The sequence below is a fragment of the Kitasatospora sp. NPDC029367 genome (assembly GCF_055569135.1).
In genome coordinates, this window is the sequence record NZ_JBVHYH010000007.1 from 31,486 (window position 1) to 46,304 (window position 14,819).

Annotated in this window: 11 protein-coding genes and 1 pseudogene; 4 read left to right on the plus strand and 8 right to left on the minus strand. The window is 74.2% G+C overall.

Going from position 1 to position 14,819, the window contains the following annotated elements:
* The first annotated feature begins 272 nt into the window (after positions 1 to 272).
* The 3 genes from ACZ4W5_RS06340 to ACZ4W5_RS06350 all read left to right on the plus strand — a co-directional run bounded on the left by ACZ4W5_RS06340 (position 273) and on the right by ACZ4W5_RS06350 (position 5,629).
* Complete coding sequence (locus tag ACZ4W5_RS06340; RefSeq protein ID WP_465653284.1) at positions 273 to 3,134, plus strand: Ig-like domain-containing protein; 2,862 nt, start codon at positions 273 to 275, stop codon at positions 3,132 to 3,134.
* A gap of 195 nt (positions 3,135 to 3,329) precedes the next feature.
* On the plus strand, positions 3,330 to 4,622 hold the full coding sequence (locus ACZ4W5_RS06345) for an SPFH domain-containing protein (protein WP_465653286.1): 1,293 nt from the start codon (positions 3,330 to 3,332) through the stop codon (positions 4,620 to 4,622).
* Entirely contained in the window at positions 4,619 to 5,629 is a 1,011-nt protein-coding gene (locus tag ACZ4W5_RS06350) for a C40 family peptidase (RefSeq protein WP_465653288.1), read from the plus strand. Before ACZ4W5_RS06345 ends, ACZ4W5_RS06350 begins: the two co-directional genes overlap by 4 nt.
* 54 nt (positions 5,630 to 5,683) lie before the next feature.
* On the opposite strand, the gene ACZ4W5_RS06355 is transcribed toward ACZ4W5_RS06350, so the two are convergent.
* Entirely contained in the window at positions 5,684 to 6,637 is a 954-nt protein-coding gene (locus tag ACZ4W5_RS06355) for an aldo/keto reductase (protein ID WP_360227256.1), read from the minus strand.
* A gap of 155 nt (positions 6,638 to 6,792) precedes the next feature.
* On the opposite strand from ACZ4W5_RS06355, the gene ACZ4W5_RS06360 reads away from it, so the two are divergent.
* Positions 6,793 to 6,996: a hypothetical protein gene (locus ACZ4W5_RS06360; protein ID WP_360227253.1), complete on the plus strand. Its 204-nt coding sequence runs from the start codon at positions 6,793 to 6,795 to the stop codon at positions 6,994 to 6,996.
* Positions 6,997 to 7,050: 54 nt separating this feature from the next.
* Here ACZ4W5_RS06360 and ACZ4W5_RS06365 read toward each other — a convergent pair whose 3' ends face one another.
* The 7 genes and pseudogenes from ACZ4W5_RS06365 to pelF all read right to left on the minus strand — a co-directional run bounded on the left by ACZ4W5_RS06365 (position 7,051) and on the right by pelF (position 14,757).
* Entirely contained in the window at positions 7,051 to 8,040 is a 990-nt protein-coding gene (locus ACZ4W5_RS06365) for an endo alpha-1,4 polygalactosaminidase (RefSeq protein WP_465653289.1), read from the minus strand.
* A gap of 22 nt (positions 8,041 to 8,062) precedes the next feature.
* Entirely contained in the window at positions 8,063 to 8,758 is a 696-nt protein-coding gene (locus ACZ4W5_RS06370) for a spherulation-specific family 4 protein (protein WP_465653290.1), read from the minus strand.
* Positions 8,755 to 9,672: an NAD-dependent epimerase/dehydratase family protein gene (locus tag ACZ4W5_RS06375; RefSeq protein ID WP_380396445.1), complete on the minus strand. Its 918-nt coding sequence runs from the start codon at positions 9,670 to 9,672 to the stop codon at positions 8,755 to 8,757. The genes ACZ4W5_RS06370 and ACZ4W5_RS06375 overlap by 4 nt, the downstream gene beginning before the upstream one ends.
* Positions 9,673 to 9,797: 125 nt before the next feature.
* Positions 9,798 to 10,499, minus strand: a pseudogene (locus tag ACZ4W5_RS06380) (nucleotidyltransferase family protein); the annotation flags it as partial.
* Positions 10,500 to 10,572: 73 nt separating this feature from the next.
* The gene (locus ACZ4W5_RS06385; protein WP_360227241.1) at positions 10,573 to 11,565 is read right to left on the minus strand and encodes an SDR family NAD(P)-dependent oxidoreductase; all 993 of its coding nucleotides are present in this window, start codon (positions 11,563 to 11,565) and stop codon (positions 10,573 to 10,575) included.
* 80 nt (positions 11,566 to 11,645) lie between these two features.
* Positions 11,646 to 13,199 carry a hypothetical protein gene (locus tag ACZ4W5_RS06390; RefSeq protein WP_465653291.1) on the minus strand — a complete coding sequence of 518 codons (1,554 nt, stop codon included), beginning with the start codon at positions 13,197 to 13,199 and terminating at the stop codon, positions 11,646 to 11,648.
* A gap of 43 nt (positions 13,200 to 13,242) precedes the next feature.
* Entirely contained in the window at positions 13,243 to 14,757 is a 1,515-nt protein-coding gene (gene pelF, locus ACZ4W5_RS06395; RefSeq protein WP_465653292.1) for a GT4 family glycosyltransferase PelF, read from the minus strand.
* Positions 14,758 to 14,819: the final 62 nt, after the last annotated feature.

A 14,819-nucleotide genomic window follows, 5' to 3' on the forward strand; every position in this document is an offset into this window, starting at 1 on the left:
GGCACGGCTCCCGGCGGTGCGTGACGCCGGGCACCCCAGGGCGGTCCGGTTGAGCCAGGGTGCGTCTTGGCGGGAGCCGGCACCGCCCAGTGGATCAAATGCGGTCGTTTCGGGTACATCCCGTCCTGCCGCCCGAATGGCCGCCAATCGGGTGGGATGCGGACAGAAGCACATGTGTCGGAGTATGGCCGGCCCAGGATCGTGGTTCCGTTTGTCAGATCTTGTGCCCAGACTGCCCGCCGCCCCGGCAGCCGACCGTGAAGGAGAGCCGGATGAGCCGACGGTTTCCCCGCACAGCTGCCGCCCTGGCCGTTCTCACGGTCGGGGCGCTGACCGGTTGGAACGCCCCGCTCTCGGTGGCCCGACAGACCCCGGATTCCTGGTCGGCCGAACACCGGGCGGTGCTGCCCTCCGGGCTCTCCGTCCAGTTCGACCTCACGGCCGAGACCGGAACGGCGGTCACCGCCGAAGCGGGCCGATTGGCCGATCGTCCCGGAGGGGGGAGTCCCGGCCGGTACGCGGACGGAATGCACGCCGGAGACCCCGCCCAGACCTTCCTCCTCACCCCCGACCGTCCGCAGCCGGACGGTTCCTGGCGCACCGTCGGAACCCTCCGGCTGGGTTTCTCCCGGCCGGTCCGCAATCCCAGGCTGCACCTCAGCGGACTCGCCGCCGTCGCCACCGGGAGTTCCGGCACCACCAGCACCGCGGCCCGGCTGACCCTCACCGGCGGATCCCCCGCCGCCCCCGGCCTGGTCGGGCGCACCGACTGGCCCGGCTGGACGGTCGGCGGCAACTCCCTGGCGCCCGCGGGCACCGACGGCTCCACCGACGCCGCCGCGGGCTCCGCCGCCGAGGGCACCCTGGAACTCACCGGGACGGTCCGCACCGCGGTCTTCCGGATCGAGCAGCGCTCCACCCCCCGGGCCGGCAGCACCACCGCGCCGCCCGTCCTGCGGCAGGCCTACACCGTCACCGTGGACGAGGAGTTCGGCACCGCGCCGCAGGCCTACGGCAACGCCTCGCACGTGGTCTCCGACCTCTTCCTGGGCGCCGACGCCACCACCCCCGGCCACCGCGACCGCAGCCGCCCCGCCATCGCCCCGGCCGACCGGCCGCTGGTCGAGCTCGACCACGACGCGGTCCGGCGCGGCAACCCCTTCGCGAGCCTGCCCACCGGCCCTTCCGGCAGCCCGCCGCCCCCCAAGCTCCAGCCCGGCCGCGGCGAGTACCAGGGCGCCGACCCCTCGCTCGGCTTCCCCGACCAGGCCGCCATCGGCCGGTACTACCGGGTCACCGTCCCGGTCGCGGTGGGCGACCAGCCTGCCACCCTGGCCGGCTGGATCGACTTCGACCACAGTGGCCGGTTCGACCCCGCCGACCGGGTGCAGACCGAGATCCCGGCCGGTGCCGACACCGCCACGCTGGAGTGGACCGTGCCGGCCGGCGCAGCCTCCGGCGACACCTGGGCCCGGCTGCGGATCGGCCGGGACACCAGCCAACTCGTGCCCTCCGGCGGCTTCGCCGACTCCGGACAGGTCACCGACCAGCGGATCAAGCTGACCGTCGGCGCCGCCCGGCCCGAGGTCGCCGAGCCGGTCGACGGCACCGTGCTGGCCGACGCCCGCCCCAGGATCAGCGGGGAGGGCGCCGTCGCCGGCGCCTCGATGGAGATCCGGGACGGCGACACCGTGCTCTGCCGGGCCAAGGTCGAACGCAACGGCGACTGGTCCTGCCGCCCCGGCAAGGCGCTCGCGGCCGGGCCGCACTCCCTGACCCCGGTGGAGACCACCAGCGGCGGCGTGGTGCTGCGCGGCGAGCCCGCCAAGGTCACCGTGAAGACCACCCCGCCGACCGCGCCGGTGCTCACCCTTCCCGCCTACACCAACGACCCGGGGCTGCAGCTCACCGGCACCGGCGAGGCCGGCAGCACCGTCTCGGTCACCGACCGGGCCGCCTCCGCACCCTCCTCCGCCTCAGCCTCCGCCGAACTGTGCAGCAGCGCGGTCCGCGCGGACGGCGGGTGGTCCTGCCTGCCGGTCGAGAACCTGGCCGACGGCGGCCACCAGCTCGTCCCCGTCGCCGTCGACGCGGCCGGGAACCGGACGGCCGGACAGTCGGTCGCGCTGGTCGTGGACACCGTGCCGCCGGACAAGCCGGTGCTCACCGCGCCCGCTCCCGGGGAGGTCCTGCGGGTCGGCCGGCCCAAGCTCGCCGGACGGGCCGAAGCGGGGGCGAGCGTACAGGTCGCGGCGGCCCCGACGGCGGGCGGCGACCGTACGGTGCTCTGCGGGGCCACGGCGGCGCTGGACGGGAGCTGGAGCTGCACCGCCAACCGGGACCTGGCGGACGGGGAGCAGTGGCTGACCGTCACGGTCACCGACCGGGCGGGGAACGGGACTTCGGCGGATCCGGTGCGGGTGCGGGTGGCGGCTGCGGGGGTGGTGAGTCCTTCGGCGGCCAGCTCTCCGGCCGTCAGCTCTCCGGCGGTCAGTCCCACGGTGGTGAGTCCTTCGGCGGTCAGTCCGTCAGTGGCGGCTCCGTCGGGGGCGAGCGCGAGTGCCAGTGCGAGCGTGAGTGCGAGCCCGTCGGCTTCGGCTTCGCCGTCGCCGTCGGCGGTGGTGCCGTCGGCCGTCGGGTCGCCGAGTCCGACCGGGGTGCCGGCGCTCCGGCCGGTTCCGGTGGGGCTGCTGCCGATCGTCGTGCCACCGGTGGTGCCGTCGGCGACGTCCGTTCCCGCGGTTCCTGCGGCGGCCTCGGCCGGCTCCAGCGCCTCGGCCCGTCCGTCGGTTCCGTTCGTTCCCGCTGCCTCCGCTGTCTCCGCCGTCCCCGCCCCGCCGACCGGGAGTGCTCCGCCGGCCCCGGGCGTCGGCTCGACGAGAGCCGTGGCGGCCGCGTCGCCCGGCGGCGGACCGGTCGCCGCCGAGCCGCTGTCGGCCGCTGACCAGGGAGGAAGCAGGGCGAGCGGGGCCGCTGCCCGGCCGTTGCCGGCGCCGCCGGCCCAGGCGGCGGCTGCCCAGCCACGGGAGGCCCGCTGGCACGGTCTGCTCGCCGGGGTGCTGCTGGTGCTCGCCGGAATCGGGCTGATCACCCGTCGGGTGTTCGCCCGTGGATCCGGTGCCCGACGGCGCTGACCTGCGCCGAACCGTCCCGATCAACCGACCATGTGCCTGCGCGTCAGGTCAGCTTTGGACGATTAGTCAGTAAATGTCGACACACCTCGGCTCAAATGTCGCATTTGATGACGTATGAACTTAGCCTGACTCTGGCACTGCCCGTCAGATCCGGGCCGCCCGTTGCGCGACACACCAGACCCAGAGGATCCGTGCATGGACGTCACCCGCGATTCTTCGCAGCGACCCGACCACCTGTCCAAGTCGTTCCCCCCGGCCCTGCCGGAACGTTCCGCCTCCGGCGCCAGCCCGCTGCCCAGGGTTTCGACCGTCAAGGCCGCCAAGCCGGTCGGCCTGGTCGGCCCGGTCGGTCCGGGCGACGGCGGTCCGGCCACGGCCCCGATGGCCGTCGTCCCCGCCCCGTCGCCGGCCGGTCCCGCCGACCAGCGGGACCCGCTGGAGACCGCCGCCCCGGAGACCGTCGAACTCCCCGAGCCCGGCCCGGCCGGTGCACCCGCCGCCGCCACCTCGCGCCGCCCCCCGAGGGCGGACCAGGCGCTGCGCGAGTACACCGCCGCCGTCCTGCCCGGCTGGGTCGCCCTGCTGGTGGTGCTGCTCGGCCTGGCCGCGGTGGGCTACGCGCTGCTGCGCACCGGCGTCGTCCCGCGCTGGGACGTGCTGCCCGAACTGCGCAGCCCCGCCGTGCGGGCGAGCGGCCGGGCCGAGATCGACGCCCAGGCCATCGCCGCGGTCAGCGCGGCCGGGCTGCTGGTGGTGTTCGCGCTGGCCGGCCTGCTGGCCAACGCGGGCGGCGAGACCCGGGTGCTGAGCCGCTGGGGCCGCTACCGGGGCACGGTGCGCAGGACCGGGCTGGTCTGGGTCAACCCGTTGCTGCGCCGCCGCCGGGTCGACGTGCGGCTGCGGCACTGGCGCAGCGAGCCGGTCAAGGCCGTCGACCGCACCGGCACCCCGATCGTGGTCCGGCTGCTGATCGTCTGGCGGGTCAAGGACACCGCGCGGGCGCTGCTGGCGATCGAGGACCACGAGAGCTACCTGCGCGAGCAGGTCCAGGCGGTGCTCACCCGCACCGCCTCCACCCTGCCGTGCGACAGCAACGCGGCGCCCGGCCCGGCGCTGCGCGACGGGCAGTGGTTCGCCGACGAGATGACCCGGGCGCTGGCCGCCGAGGCCGCTCCGGCGGGCCTGGAGGTCTACTCGGTGCAGCCGCTGGCGCTGGACTACGCGCCCGAGGTGGCCGAGTCGATGCGCCGCCGCCGGCTGGCCGACCTGGACGCGGGCCTGCGGACCGTCCTGGTCGACGACGCGGTGGAGGCGGCGGCGCTGGCCGTCCGGCGCCTGGAGCGCGCGACCGCGCACGAACTGGACGAGGCCGCCCGCAGCGCGCTGATGGAACAGCTGCTGGTCGCCTTCGTCGCCCCGGCCGGAGTGGCCGCCTCGGTACCGCCCCCGGCCGCCCGGGCCGGGCGGAAGGAAGGACGACCCGCATGAGGATAGCCACCGGCGCGTACGCCGACCCCGGCACCGATACCGGTATCGGCCCCGACGCCGATACCGGTCTGATCGGCTTCGAGGAGCGCCTGGGCAGCATCCCCGCGATCACGGGCTGCGGCTGCCCGAACTGCGCCGCCCGGCCGCGCACCGCCCGGGCCGCCGCGGTCGGCGGTGGCAGCCGAATAAACCGGGCCGTGCGAGGCACCTGCCTGGCCACCACCGTGCTGGCGGGTGCCGGCGTGGTCGGCCTGACGGCCGGTGCGGGCTCCGCGCACGCGGCGGCCGGCAAGCAGGGCTGGGACGGGTCGAGGTACTGGTTCAAGAACGGCAGCGGTGAGTGGCGTTGGACCAGCCACTACGACGTCTACGCCAGTCGCACCGGCAAGTCCGGCTCGTCCGGTTCCTCCGCCTCCTCCGGTTCCTCCGGTGCGAAGGCCGGCTCGAACGGCTCGGCCTCCTCCTGGGGCCTGCGTCAGGGCTGGGACGGGTCGAGGTACTGGTTCAAGAACGGCAGCGGTGAGTGGCGTTGGACCAGCCACTACGACGTCTACGTCAGTCGCACCGGTCAGTCCGGCGGCGGCTCGGAGCAGGGCTCCGGCGGGTCGGGCAGCCGACCGTCCCCGGACACCACCCCGACCTCCGGGAACACCGAGGCGGCCGTCGACTACGCGCTCGCCCAGCTGGGCAAGCCGTACGTCTGGGGCGGCAACGGCCCGTCCGGCTACGACTGCTCCGGGCTGGTCCAGCAGGCCTACCGGCGCAGCGGGATAGGCCTTCCCCGGGTGGCCGACGACCAGTACGCGGCGACCACGCCGATCAGCGCGGGCCAACTGCGCCGCGGTGACCTGGTGTTCTGGTCGGACAGCGGCCGGGCCTCGGGGATCCACCACGTGGGGATCTACCTGGGCGGCGGCAAGTTCGTCGAGGCCCCCCGGCCCGGCAGGACCGTCCGGATATCCACGCTCGACTCGGGCTACTACCCGACCCACTTCGGGCGGCCGTAGCCGGGAAGCCCACCGGCCCCCGACAGCACGCCGCTGTCGGGGGCCGGTGCGTGCTCAGGCCGAGGCGGTGGTGAGGAGGGCGGTCTGGGCGGGGGTGAGGGTGAGGGCGCCGGCGGCGAGGAGCGGGGGGAGCTGGTCGACGGTGCGGGCGCTGGCGATGGGGGCGGCGACGGTGGGGCGGGCGGCGAGCCAGGCGAGGGCGACGGTGGCGGGCTCGACGCCGTGCTCGGCGGCGACCGCGTCGAGGGCCGCCAGGACCTTGGGGCCGCGCGGCTCGGCGAGGTAGCGGGCGGCGCCCTCGGCGCGGGCGCTGTCGACGCCCGGGCCGCCCGGGCGGTACTTGCCGGTGAGGAAGCCGGAGGCGAGCGCGTAGTAGGGCACGGTGGCGAGGCCGTGCTCGGCGACCACCTCGGCCAGCGGGCCCTCGAAGGTGCCCCGGGACACCAGGTTGTACTGGGGCTGGACCGCGACGTACTTGGCCAGGCCCTCGCGCTCGGCGAAGGACAGCGCCTCGGCGAGCCGCTCGGCGGAGATGTTGGAGGCGGCGACCGCCCGGACCTTGCCCGCGCGGACCAGCTCGTCCAGTGCCGTCACGAACTCCTCGACCGGGGTGTCGTCGTCCCGGTGGGTGTAGTAGAGGTCGATGTGGTCGACGCCCAGGCGGCGCAGCGAGCCCTCGACGGAGGACTTGATGGTGGCCGCGGCCAGGCCGGTCGCCTTGGGGTGGCTGCCGACCTTGGTGGCGATCACGATGTCGTCGCGGTTGCCCCGGCTGCGGAGCCAGTCGCCGATCACCGTCTCGGACTCGCCGCCGGCGTTGCCGGGGGCCCAGGCGGAGTAGACGTCGGCGGTGTCGACGAAGTTGCCACCGGCGGCCGCGTAGGCGTCCAGTACGGCGAAGGACTGCCGCTCGTCGGCCGTCCAGCCGAAGACGTTGCCGCCGAGGCAGAGCGGGTGGACGGACAGGTCGGAGGTGCCGAGGCGGACCCGGCTCTGGTTTCCGGTCATGTCCGCAGTCAACCAGGCCCGTGCGGTGGGTTGTTCCGTCCGTCACACGGATTTCACGATCCGGTCGGACCGTCGTCGCACGCGCGGGTGGCGGGTCCGCCCGGGGAGGGGTCCGGGGTGTGCCTGAGGTGGGCGGATTCGTTAGAGTCCGTGCCATGGCTGACAACGACTACGACCCCGCCGGTAGCACCCAGATGTTCCGGGCGTTCGTCGACGAGAGCCCGGCGCGTCAGGCACCGGGCTCCGTCTCCACCTACGGCAGCAGCAAGACCGGCGGCAGTCGCACCGGCGTGATCGCGCTGATCGCCGTCGTCGCCCTGGTCGTCCTGGGCGCCGTCGTCTGGCTGGCGGTCAAGTGACCCTCGCGCGGGTGACCCCGGTGAGGGTCACCCGCGCGGCGGGGAGCACCGGCCTCAGCAGGGCTTGCGCCAGGCGTTGAGGTCGAGCTTCTTCTGCATCGAACTGAATCCCAGGGCCTTGGTCCTGGCGCAGAACTGGTCCGTGTCGAGCTTGTACTCGACGTGGAAGACCGCCTTGCCCGCTTTCACGAAGGGCGCGACCCGGTCGCACTCGTCGAACTGCGAGCACTCCTCGTTGACCGCGAAGTCGAAGTCCGGCAGCAGGGCGGGGATCTGGTCCAGGTCGTTCTTGAGGCCGATGGCGAGACCGCGTTCGTGGGCGAGCTGGGCCAGCATCCGGTTGTACTTGATCTGGTCGTCCGGGGTCAGCGGGAAGCCGCTGTTCTGGTTGTAGGCCTCGATGGTGTCCGGCTCGACGGCGTCGAAGCCCTTGCTCCTGCACATGTCGAAGCGGGCCGCCATCAGCGGCCGCAGCTGGTCGAGCTTGCGGATGTCGAACCACTTCTCGCCCTTCCAGCCGGTGTCCGAGCCCTGCAGGGCCTTGGCGAAGGCGGCGGAGTCGGGGCGGAAGTCCTCCCAGGAGCCGGCGTTGATGTAGCAGATCACCTTGCGGCCCTTGGCGTGCAGCGCGGCGACCACCGAGGCGTCGTTCTCGAAGCCGTCGATGTCGTAGACCGGCACGTCCACCGACTGGTCCACGGGGCCGCCGCCGAGCTGCCACTGCCAGGTCAGGCCCGGGGTGGGCTGCCAGCGGGCGCCGGCCGGCGGCGGGGTGGTGGTGCCGGGCGGGGTGGTGCCCGGGGCGGTGGTGCCGCCGGGGGTGCCCGGGGCCGAGGTGGTGCCGGGGGCGCTGGGCGTGCCGGCGGTGCTGGGCGCTGCGGTGCTGGGGGTGCTCGGTGCGGTGGCCGTGGGCGAGGCGCTCTGGGTGCCGTCGGCCGAGTCGTTGTCGTCCTCCGAGCCCGAGCTGCTGCACGAACTGACCAGCAGGGCGGTGACGGTGGCGAAGGCTATGGCGGCGGGCAGCAGCCGGTTACGGCGGTTCACGGTAGTCGAACTCCGGATCGGGTCAGGTCAGTTCAGCGGCGGTCAGGCCGTGCGGCAGGGTGCGCCAGGGGTTCTCCCCGGCGCCCGGTACGGCGCAGCCGACGCCGGCTCGCCGGGCGGCGATCAGTGCGGAGGCGTCGCGGGCGGACTCGGCGGGGACGTCGTAGACCAGGTGGCAGAAGCGGGAGGCCGCGTGGCGGCCGGTCCACAGCGGCAGGGTCATGGCGCGGTACGCGTCCCAGTCGCCCTCGAAGGTGACCAGCAGGTCGGCCAGGCCGACCTCGGCGTACGCCGGGTCCGGGTGCTCGCCGTGGCCGAACACCACGGTGCCGCAGCCGGCCGCCCGGGCCGCCGTGGCGAGGCGGCGGTAGTGCGCCAGCGCGCCCGGGTGGGTGGCGACTTGGTCGAAGTACACGCCGGTGATGCCGTGGCGCTGACGGTACGTCAGGATGTCGGCGACCACGGCGGCGTGGGGCCGGCGGCCGTAGTCGGTGTCGGCGTAGCCGACCAACGGCAGTCCGGCGGCGCGGAGTTCCTCGGCGGCATCGGCGAAGACGTGGTCCGGAACCTCGCCGGGACCGTCCGCGAGGTTGAGCACCACGGCGGCGATCCGGGCGGGGTCGGCGGCGGCGACCGCCTGCCAGGCCGCCGGGTCCACCGCGGGGTGGACGTACAGCGGCACCAGCAGGCGGCCGTCGGGGGTGGTCCCGGCGGTCATGCGACCACCGGGGTCGGCGTCGGCTCGGCGGTGCTGAGCCAGAGGTCGCGCAGGGTGTCGGCGAGCCCGGTCTCCGGGTGCCAGCCGAGCTCCCGGGCGGCGGCCGAGACGTCGGCCTGCTGCCAGGAGACCGCGGCCGAGCGCTCGGAGCCCGCCCCGCTCTCGTCGATCCGGCCGGTGAAGCCGGACGCCGCGACCAGGCCCTCGGCGATCGCCCGGACCCGCTGGGCCCGGCCGGAGGCGAGGTTGAGCACCCGGGGGAGCGGGCCCTCGGCGGTGACGGCCAGGCCGACCGCCCGGGCGATGTCCCGGGCGTCCACGAAGTCCCGGTAGGCGGAGAGGTCCCCGACCGTGACCACGGCGTCGGCGCCCTCGGGCGCCGCCCGGCGCAGTTCGGCCGCCAGCCGGCCGGGCAGCGAGCCCGCCGGGGCGCCCGGGCCGACCGGGTTGAACACCCGCAGCACCACCGCGTCCAGCGGTGAGCCGGCCACCGCGAGGGAGCCGGCCAGCTTGGTCGCGCCGTACACGCCGACCGGACGGGCGTCGGCCTGCTCGGAGAGCGACTCGCCCTCCGCGCAGACGCCGTACTCGCCGGCCGAACCGACGTGCACCAGACGGGCCTTCGGGGCGCCCAGGGCGAGCGCCTCGCAGAGCACCGCCGGTCCGCGGGCGTTCACCTCGGCGAGCTTGACCGCGCTGCCGGCCACCGCGCCGGCGAAGTTGACCACCACGTCGGGGGCCAGCGCGGCCAGTTCCTCGCCGAGCGGGCCGGCCTGGGCGGTGCCCAGGTCCAGCCGGAGGTCGTGGGCGGGCCGCCGGCCCGCGGTCAGCACGGTGGCCCCGGGCAGTGACCGCAGGACGGCGGTGGCGTGACGGCCCAGGAAGCCGTCGCCGCCGAGCAGCAGGATTCTCACGCGGCCCGTCCGTCGCTCTCGGCGCCCGCGGCGGCGGGCTGCTCGGCCGTGTCCTCCGGGGCGGTGCGGGCGGCCGGGAGCGGCAGTTCCGCGACGCCCGGCACGGTGCCGTCCGACTCGAAGGGCATCAGGACCGGGCGGATCGTGGAGAACTCGGCGTTCGCCCGGTCGTAGTCGTCCGGGCGGCCGATGTCCAGCCAGTAGCCGCCGAAGTCGTACGCGGCCGGCGGGGTGTCGGCGGCCAGCAGGTCGAGCACCAGCTCGTCGAAGCCCAGCGGCAGGCCCGGGGTGTACTTGGCGAGCGCCGAGCGGGAGACGCCGTACACGCCCATCGAGACCCGGTAGTCGATGCTGGGCTTCTCCTGGAAGCCGGTGATGGTGCCGGAGTCGGTGGTCAGCACACCGAAGTCGATCTTCACCTGGCGGGCGTAGGTGGCGATGGTCAGCGGGGCGCCGGACGTCTCGTGGTGCTTGAGCACCCCGGCGAAGTCCAGGTCGGTGAGGATGTCGCCGTTCATCACCAGGAAGTGCTCGGGCAGGCGGTCCTGCATGGTGAGCAGCGGGCCCATGGTGCCGAGCGGGCTGTCCTCGACGGCGTAGCCGACCCGCAGGCCCCACTGGGCGCCGTTGCCGACGTAGGCGCGGATGATGTGGCCGAGGTGGCCGATGGCCAGGGTGACGGTCTTGAAGCCCGCGGCGGCGAGCTGGCGCATCACGATCTCCAGGATCGCGTGCTGGTCGCCGATCGGGACGAGCGGCTTGGGAAGCGCGGTGGTGTACGGGCGGAGGCGAACGCCCTTACCGCCGGCCAGGATCACTGCGTGCATGGTGTTTCCCCCACGGAAAAGGTGTGTAGGACACGAACCTCGGTTACCAGGACGAGCAAGATCGTTTCGGCGGTCAGACGTTGTAGATGTCGGTCTTGTAGCGGGCCAGGTTGGCCGGGTCGCGGAAGAACTCGATGGTCTGCTCCAGGCCCTGCTCCAGCGTGAACCGCGGCGCCCAGCCGGTGGCCGTGCGCAGCCGGGTGGCGTCCGCGACCAGGCGCATGACCTCGGAGTTGGTCGGACGGATGCGCTGCTCGTCCTCCTTCACCACCAGGTCCACGCCCATCAGCTTGCCGACCAGGGTGACCAGGTCGCCGACCGAGATCTCGCCGCCGGTGCCGGCGTTGAAGGTCCGGCCGACCACGGTCTCGGCGGCCGCGGTGCCCACCGTGCGGAAGGCGTTGGCGGTGTCCTTGACGAACGTGAAGTCGCGGGTCGGGCGCAGGTCGCCCAGGGTGATCTCGGTCTGGCCGGCCGCGACCTGGGCGATCACGGTCGGGATGACGGCGCGCATCGACTGGCGCGGGCCGAAGGTGTTGAACGGGCGCAGGGTGACGACCGGGGTCTCGAAGCTGGCGTGGTAGCTGTCGGCCAGCCGGTCCCCGCCGGCCTTGGAGGCGGCGTACGGGGACTGGGTGTTGATCGGGTGGTCCTCGGTGATCGGCACGGTCTGCGCGGTGCCGTAGGTCTCGCTGGTGGAGGTGTGCACCAGGCGCGGGATCTCCTGGTGGCGCACGGCCTCCAGGACGTTCAGGGTGCCGGTGACGTTGGTGTCCACGTAGGAGTGGGGGGCGCGGTAGGAGTACGGGATCGCGATCAGGGCGGCCAGGTGGTAGACCGCCTCGGTGCCCTTGACCAGGCCGTTGACCGAGCCCGGGTCCCGGACGTCGCCGAGGACGATCTCGACCGAGTCCAGCACCTCCGGCGTCAGGGTCTCCAGCCAGCCGAAGGAGGAGAAGGAGTTGTACTGGACCATCGCGCGGACGTGGTGCCCGTCGGCGACCAGGGTCTCGACGAGGTGGGAGCCGATGAAGCCTTCGGCTCCGGTAACCGCGACGCTGCTCATGCGTTTTCGCTTTCTCGTTTTCGGGGGCTGCCGGACGTCTGAGCACGGCCGGCCGGTGGTGCCTCGGAGGAGGCGGACTATCAGCGGTGTTGGGTGGTGCGGCCGAGCGCGGGCCCGGCGGTGGCGGTGAGGACGAGGGCGGCCGCCCCGCAGCCGATCAGCTGCAGGACGATCGGGTCCGCACCGGTCAGCAGCCCGACGCTCTCGGCGGTCGCGGCGGCCAGACAGATGAGGGCGGTGCTCCAGCTGAACCCGAAGGCGTTCAGCAGCAGCGCCAGCCAGAGCGAGCCGCCCAGGAGCAGCATCGCGCCGAGCTGCGGCACGCCGAGCGACGGGGCGCCCGGCCACAGCACGGTCGCGGCGGCGTCCAGCGCGGCCACGGTGGTGAGGTAGATGAACAGGCAGCCGAGCAGGATCCCGCCGGTGCGGCGGGTGAACTGCCCGGTGGTGTGGCTGGTGCGCAGCGCGGCCACGGCCATCGCCCGGTAGCGGAACAGCAGCCACTCGGCGAGGCCCAGGCTGAGCGTCAGGGCGATCATGGCCGGGCCGGTCGGGGTGGTCCGCACCTCGTGCACGGCGTGCGCGCCCTGGGCCGCGGCGTGCACCGCGGGGCCGGCGGCCCGTACGGCCTGGTGGATGGTCTCGCCCAGCCCGGCGATCAGCGTCAGCGCGCCGCAGGCCAGGCCGAACAGCAGGTGCGGGACCTCCTGGCGGATCGGCAGCCTCAGCTCCACGCCGTCCCGTTCGCCGCCGCGGGCCGCGACCAGCAGCTCCCGGACGGCCAGGCCGACCGCGAGCACCACCGAGGCGAGCAGCACCACCGTCCGGACCAGCTCCGGCACGTCGACGGCCAGCACCACGCCCGCGCCGACCGAGGCCGGGGCGAGCGCCAGCAGCAGGAACTTCTCCCGCCCGAGCACCAGCAGCGCGGTGGCGGCCGCCAGGTAGCAGGACTGGCCCGCGGCGAACCACAGGGCGCCCAGCGGACCGCCGACCACGTACGCGGAGGCGGCGGCCAGCAGCGCGCCGACCGGTGCGCCGACGGCCAGGCAGACCGCGGCGTCCCGGCGGCGCAGCCGGCTCAGCCAGCGGTACGCGCGGTGCGCCAGGGCCTGGTTGAAGCCCCAGCTGACCAGCGTGGCGATGGACAGCGCGAGCATGCCCGAGGGCAGGCCGAAGCGCATCCGGGTGGTCGCGAACAGGTTGGCGCCGAGCAGGTAGCCGAGCCCGGGCAGGGCGAACACCAGGCCGCGCACCACGCAGCGCCAGGGGTCGGCCCGCCAGGGGTTGGCGAACTCGGAGCTCGGGCCGGGGTAGCGGCGCTCGACCTTCTCGAACAGCTCCTCGGCGACGGTGAACGCGTCGGGGCGGCCGTACAGCAGCGCGGCCTGCTCGTCGGAGAGGCCGTCGGACTCCAGGAAGGCCGCGATCTCGTACGGGTGGACGGCGTCGGCGCAGACGTCGCGCAGGCGTTCGGCCAGTTCGTCCAGCGGGTCCTCGGAAAGGTCGAGCTGCTCGGCGGGGTCGGGCTCGGCCGACGGGGCGGGGCGGCGGCGCTTCAACGGCAGGGTGCGCAGCTGCATCGTCCGCTCGGCGCCGCCCTCGTCGGGGACCAGACGAATCGGACCACTCATGCGCCCACCTCGCTGGGGGCGTACCCGCTGATGGTTCGCTCGTTCACGCCGTTACCTCGCTGGGCTCGGGACGGGCGGCGGCCAGCTGCTGGTCCCAGTCCGGGCTGGGGGCGGCGTCGGTGACGGCGACCATGCCGCCGGGCATCCAGCGGGAGGTGCCCAGGAGTTCGGTGTAGATGCCCCGGAACCCGTCGATGTTCTGGCGGAGCGTGAACTGCTCGATGACCCGCAGCCGGGCGCCCTCGCCGAGCCGGGCGCGCCGCGCGGGGTCGCGCAGCAGCTCGATCGCGGCGGCCGCCATCGGCTCGGGCTCGCGCGGCGGGACGACCAGTCCGGTGTCGCCCACCGCCTCGCGCACGCCGCCGACGTCGGTGGAGACGGTCGCGCGGCCGCAGGACATGGCCTCGATCAGGGTGAACGGGAAGCCCTCGCTGATGCTGGAGAGCATCACCACGTTGCCCGCCGCGTACGCGTCGGTGATGTCGGCGACGCGGCCCTCGAAGGCCACCGAGTCGGCGATGCCGAGCTCGGCGGCCAGGGCTATGCAGCCGTCCCGGTACGCCTCGCCGCCCTTGGGGGTGCCTCCGAAGAGCCGCAGCCGCGCCTCGGGGATCTCCTGGTGGACGATGGCGAAGGCCCGGATCAGCGTCTCCAGGTCCTTGATCGGGTCGACCCGGCCGGCCCAGCTGAGGGTCGGCGTCTCGGGTTCCGGCCCGGCGGGCGGGAAGGCGGCCGGGTCCACGCCGTTGTAGACGGTGCGGATGTGGTGGGACGGGGTGCCGCCGCGCTCCTCCCAGCGCCGGTTGTACCGGTTGCCGGGGGTGACCAGCGCGGCCTGCCGGTAGCTCTCCTCGGCGAGCATCCGGTAGAAGCCGAGCAGCAGGGCCTTGACCGGCCAGCGGTACGGGCCGGTGCGGTAGCCGAGGTAGCGCTCGCGCAGGTAGATGCCGTGCTCGGTGAGCAGGAACGGTACGCCGTACTGCTGGGCGGCGATCAGCCCGGGCAGGGTGGCGAGTCCGCCGCTGGCCGCGTGGGCGACGCCGTCGGTGGGCGGGTCGACCGAGAGCGGCCGCAGCGCGTGCTCCAGGAGGTCGGTGGCGTTCAGCGCGTCGTGCAGGGTGGGCCGGGAGACCGCGGTGGGCAGGTAGTCGCGGGTCCACACGTGCTGGAGGGTGCGCAGGGCGCGCTCGCTGCGCAGCGCCGGGCTGAGCAGCCCGCGCCGGGCGAGGTCGGCGAAGCCGTACAGCTCGGTGCCGAAGTGGGTGGTGTAGACCGGGTCGAGGATGGAGTGCAGGAAGCGCTCGTACGCGTTGAGGAAGCGGCGCATCTCCTTGCCGCGCGGCGCCCGGGCCTCGGAGGCCGGACCCCACAGGGGTGCGGTGGTGACCGACCGTACGTTGGCGGGCAGCTCCCAGGCCAGCGGTTCCTGGCCGGTTCCGGTGACGGCGATGACGTCGAAGTCGACGTCCGGCATGCCCTGGACGAGCTGGTCGCACCAGACGCTCACGCCGCCGTGCTGGTGCGGGTACGTCCCCTCGGTGAGCAGGGTGACGCGCATCTCCTGTCCCCCCTCCTGTTCTTGCGTCGGTTGTCCGGCCTGGGTGGCCGGAGCGGGAGCCG

Bases quoted from the DNA above. Each gene is read 5' to 3' on its own strand.
- ACZ4W5_RS06340 (WP_465653284.1), top strand. From the start codon at position 273: ATGAGCCGACGGTTTCCCCGCACAGCTGCCGCCCTGGCCGTTCTCACG.
- ACZ4W5_RS06345 (WP_465653286.1), top strand. From the start codon at position 3,330: ATGGACGTCACCCGCGATTCTTCGCAGCGACCCGACCACCTGTCCAAG.
- ACZ4W5_RS06350 (WP_465653288.1), top strand. From the start codon at position 4,619: ATGAGGATAGCCACCGGCGCGTACGCCGACCCCGGCACCGATACCGGT.
- ACZ4W5_RS06355 (WP_360227256.1), bottom strand. From the start codon at position 6,637: ATGACCGGAAACCAGAGCCGGGTCCGCCTCGGCACCTCCGACCTGTCC.
- ACZ4W5_RS06360 (WP_360227253.1), top strand. From the start codon at position 6,793: ATGGCTGACAACGACTACGACCCCGCCGGTAGCACCCAGATGTTCCGG.
- ACZ4W5_RS06370 (WP_465653290.1), bottom strand. From the start codon at position 8,758: ATGACCGCCGGGACCACCCCCGACGGCCGCCTGCTGGTGCCGCTGTAC.
- ACZ4W5_RS06385 (WP_360227241.1), bottom strand. From the start codon at position 11,565: ATGAGCAGCGTCGCGGTTACCGGAGCCGAAGGCTTCATCGGCTCCCAC.
- ACZ4W5_RS06390 (WP_465653291.1), bottom strand. From the start codon at position 13,199: ATGAGTGGTCCGATTCGTCTGGTCCCCGACGAGGGCGGCGCCGAGCGG.
- pelF (WP_465653292.1), bottom strand. From the start codon at position 14,757: ATGCGCGTCACCCTGCTCACCGAGGGGACGTACCCGCACCAGCACGGC.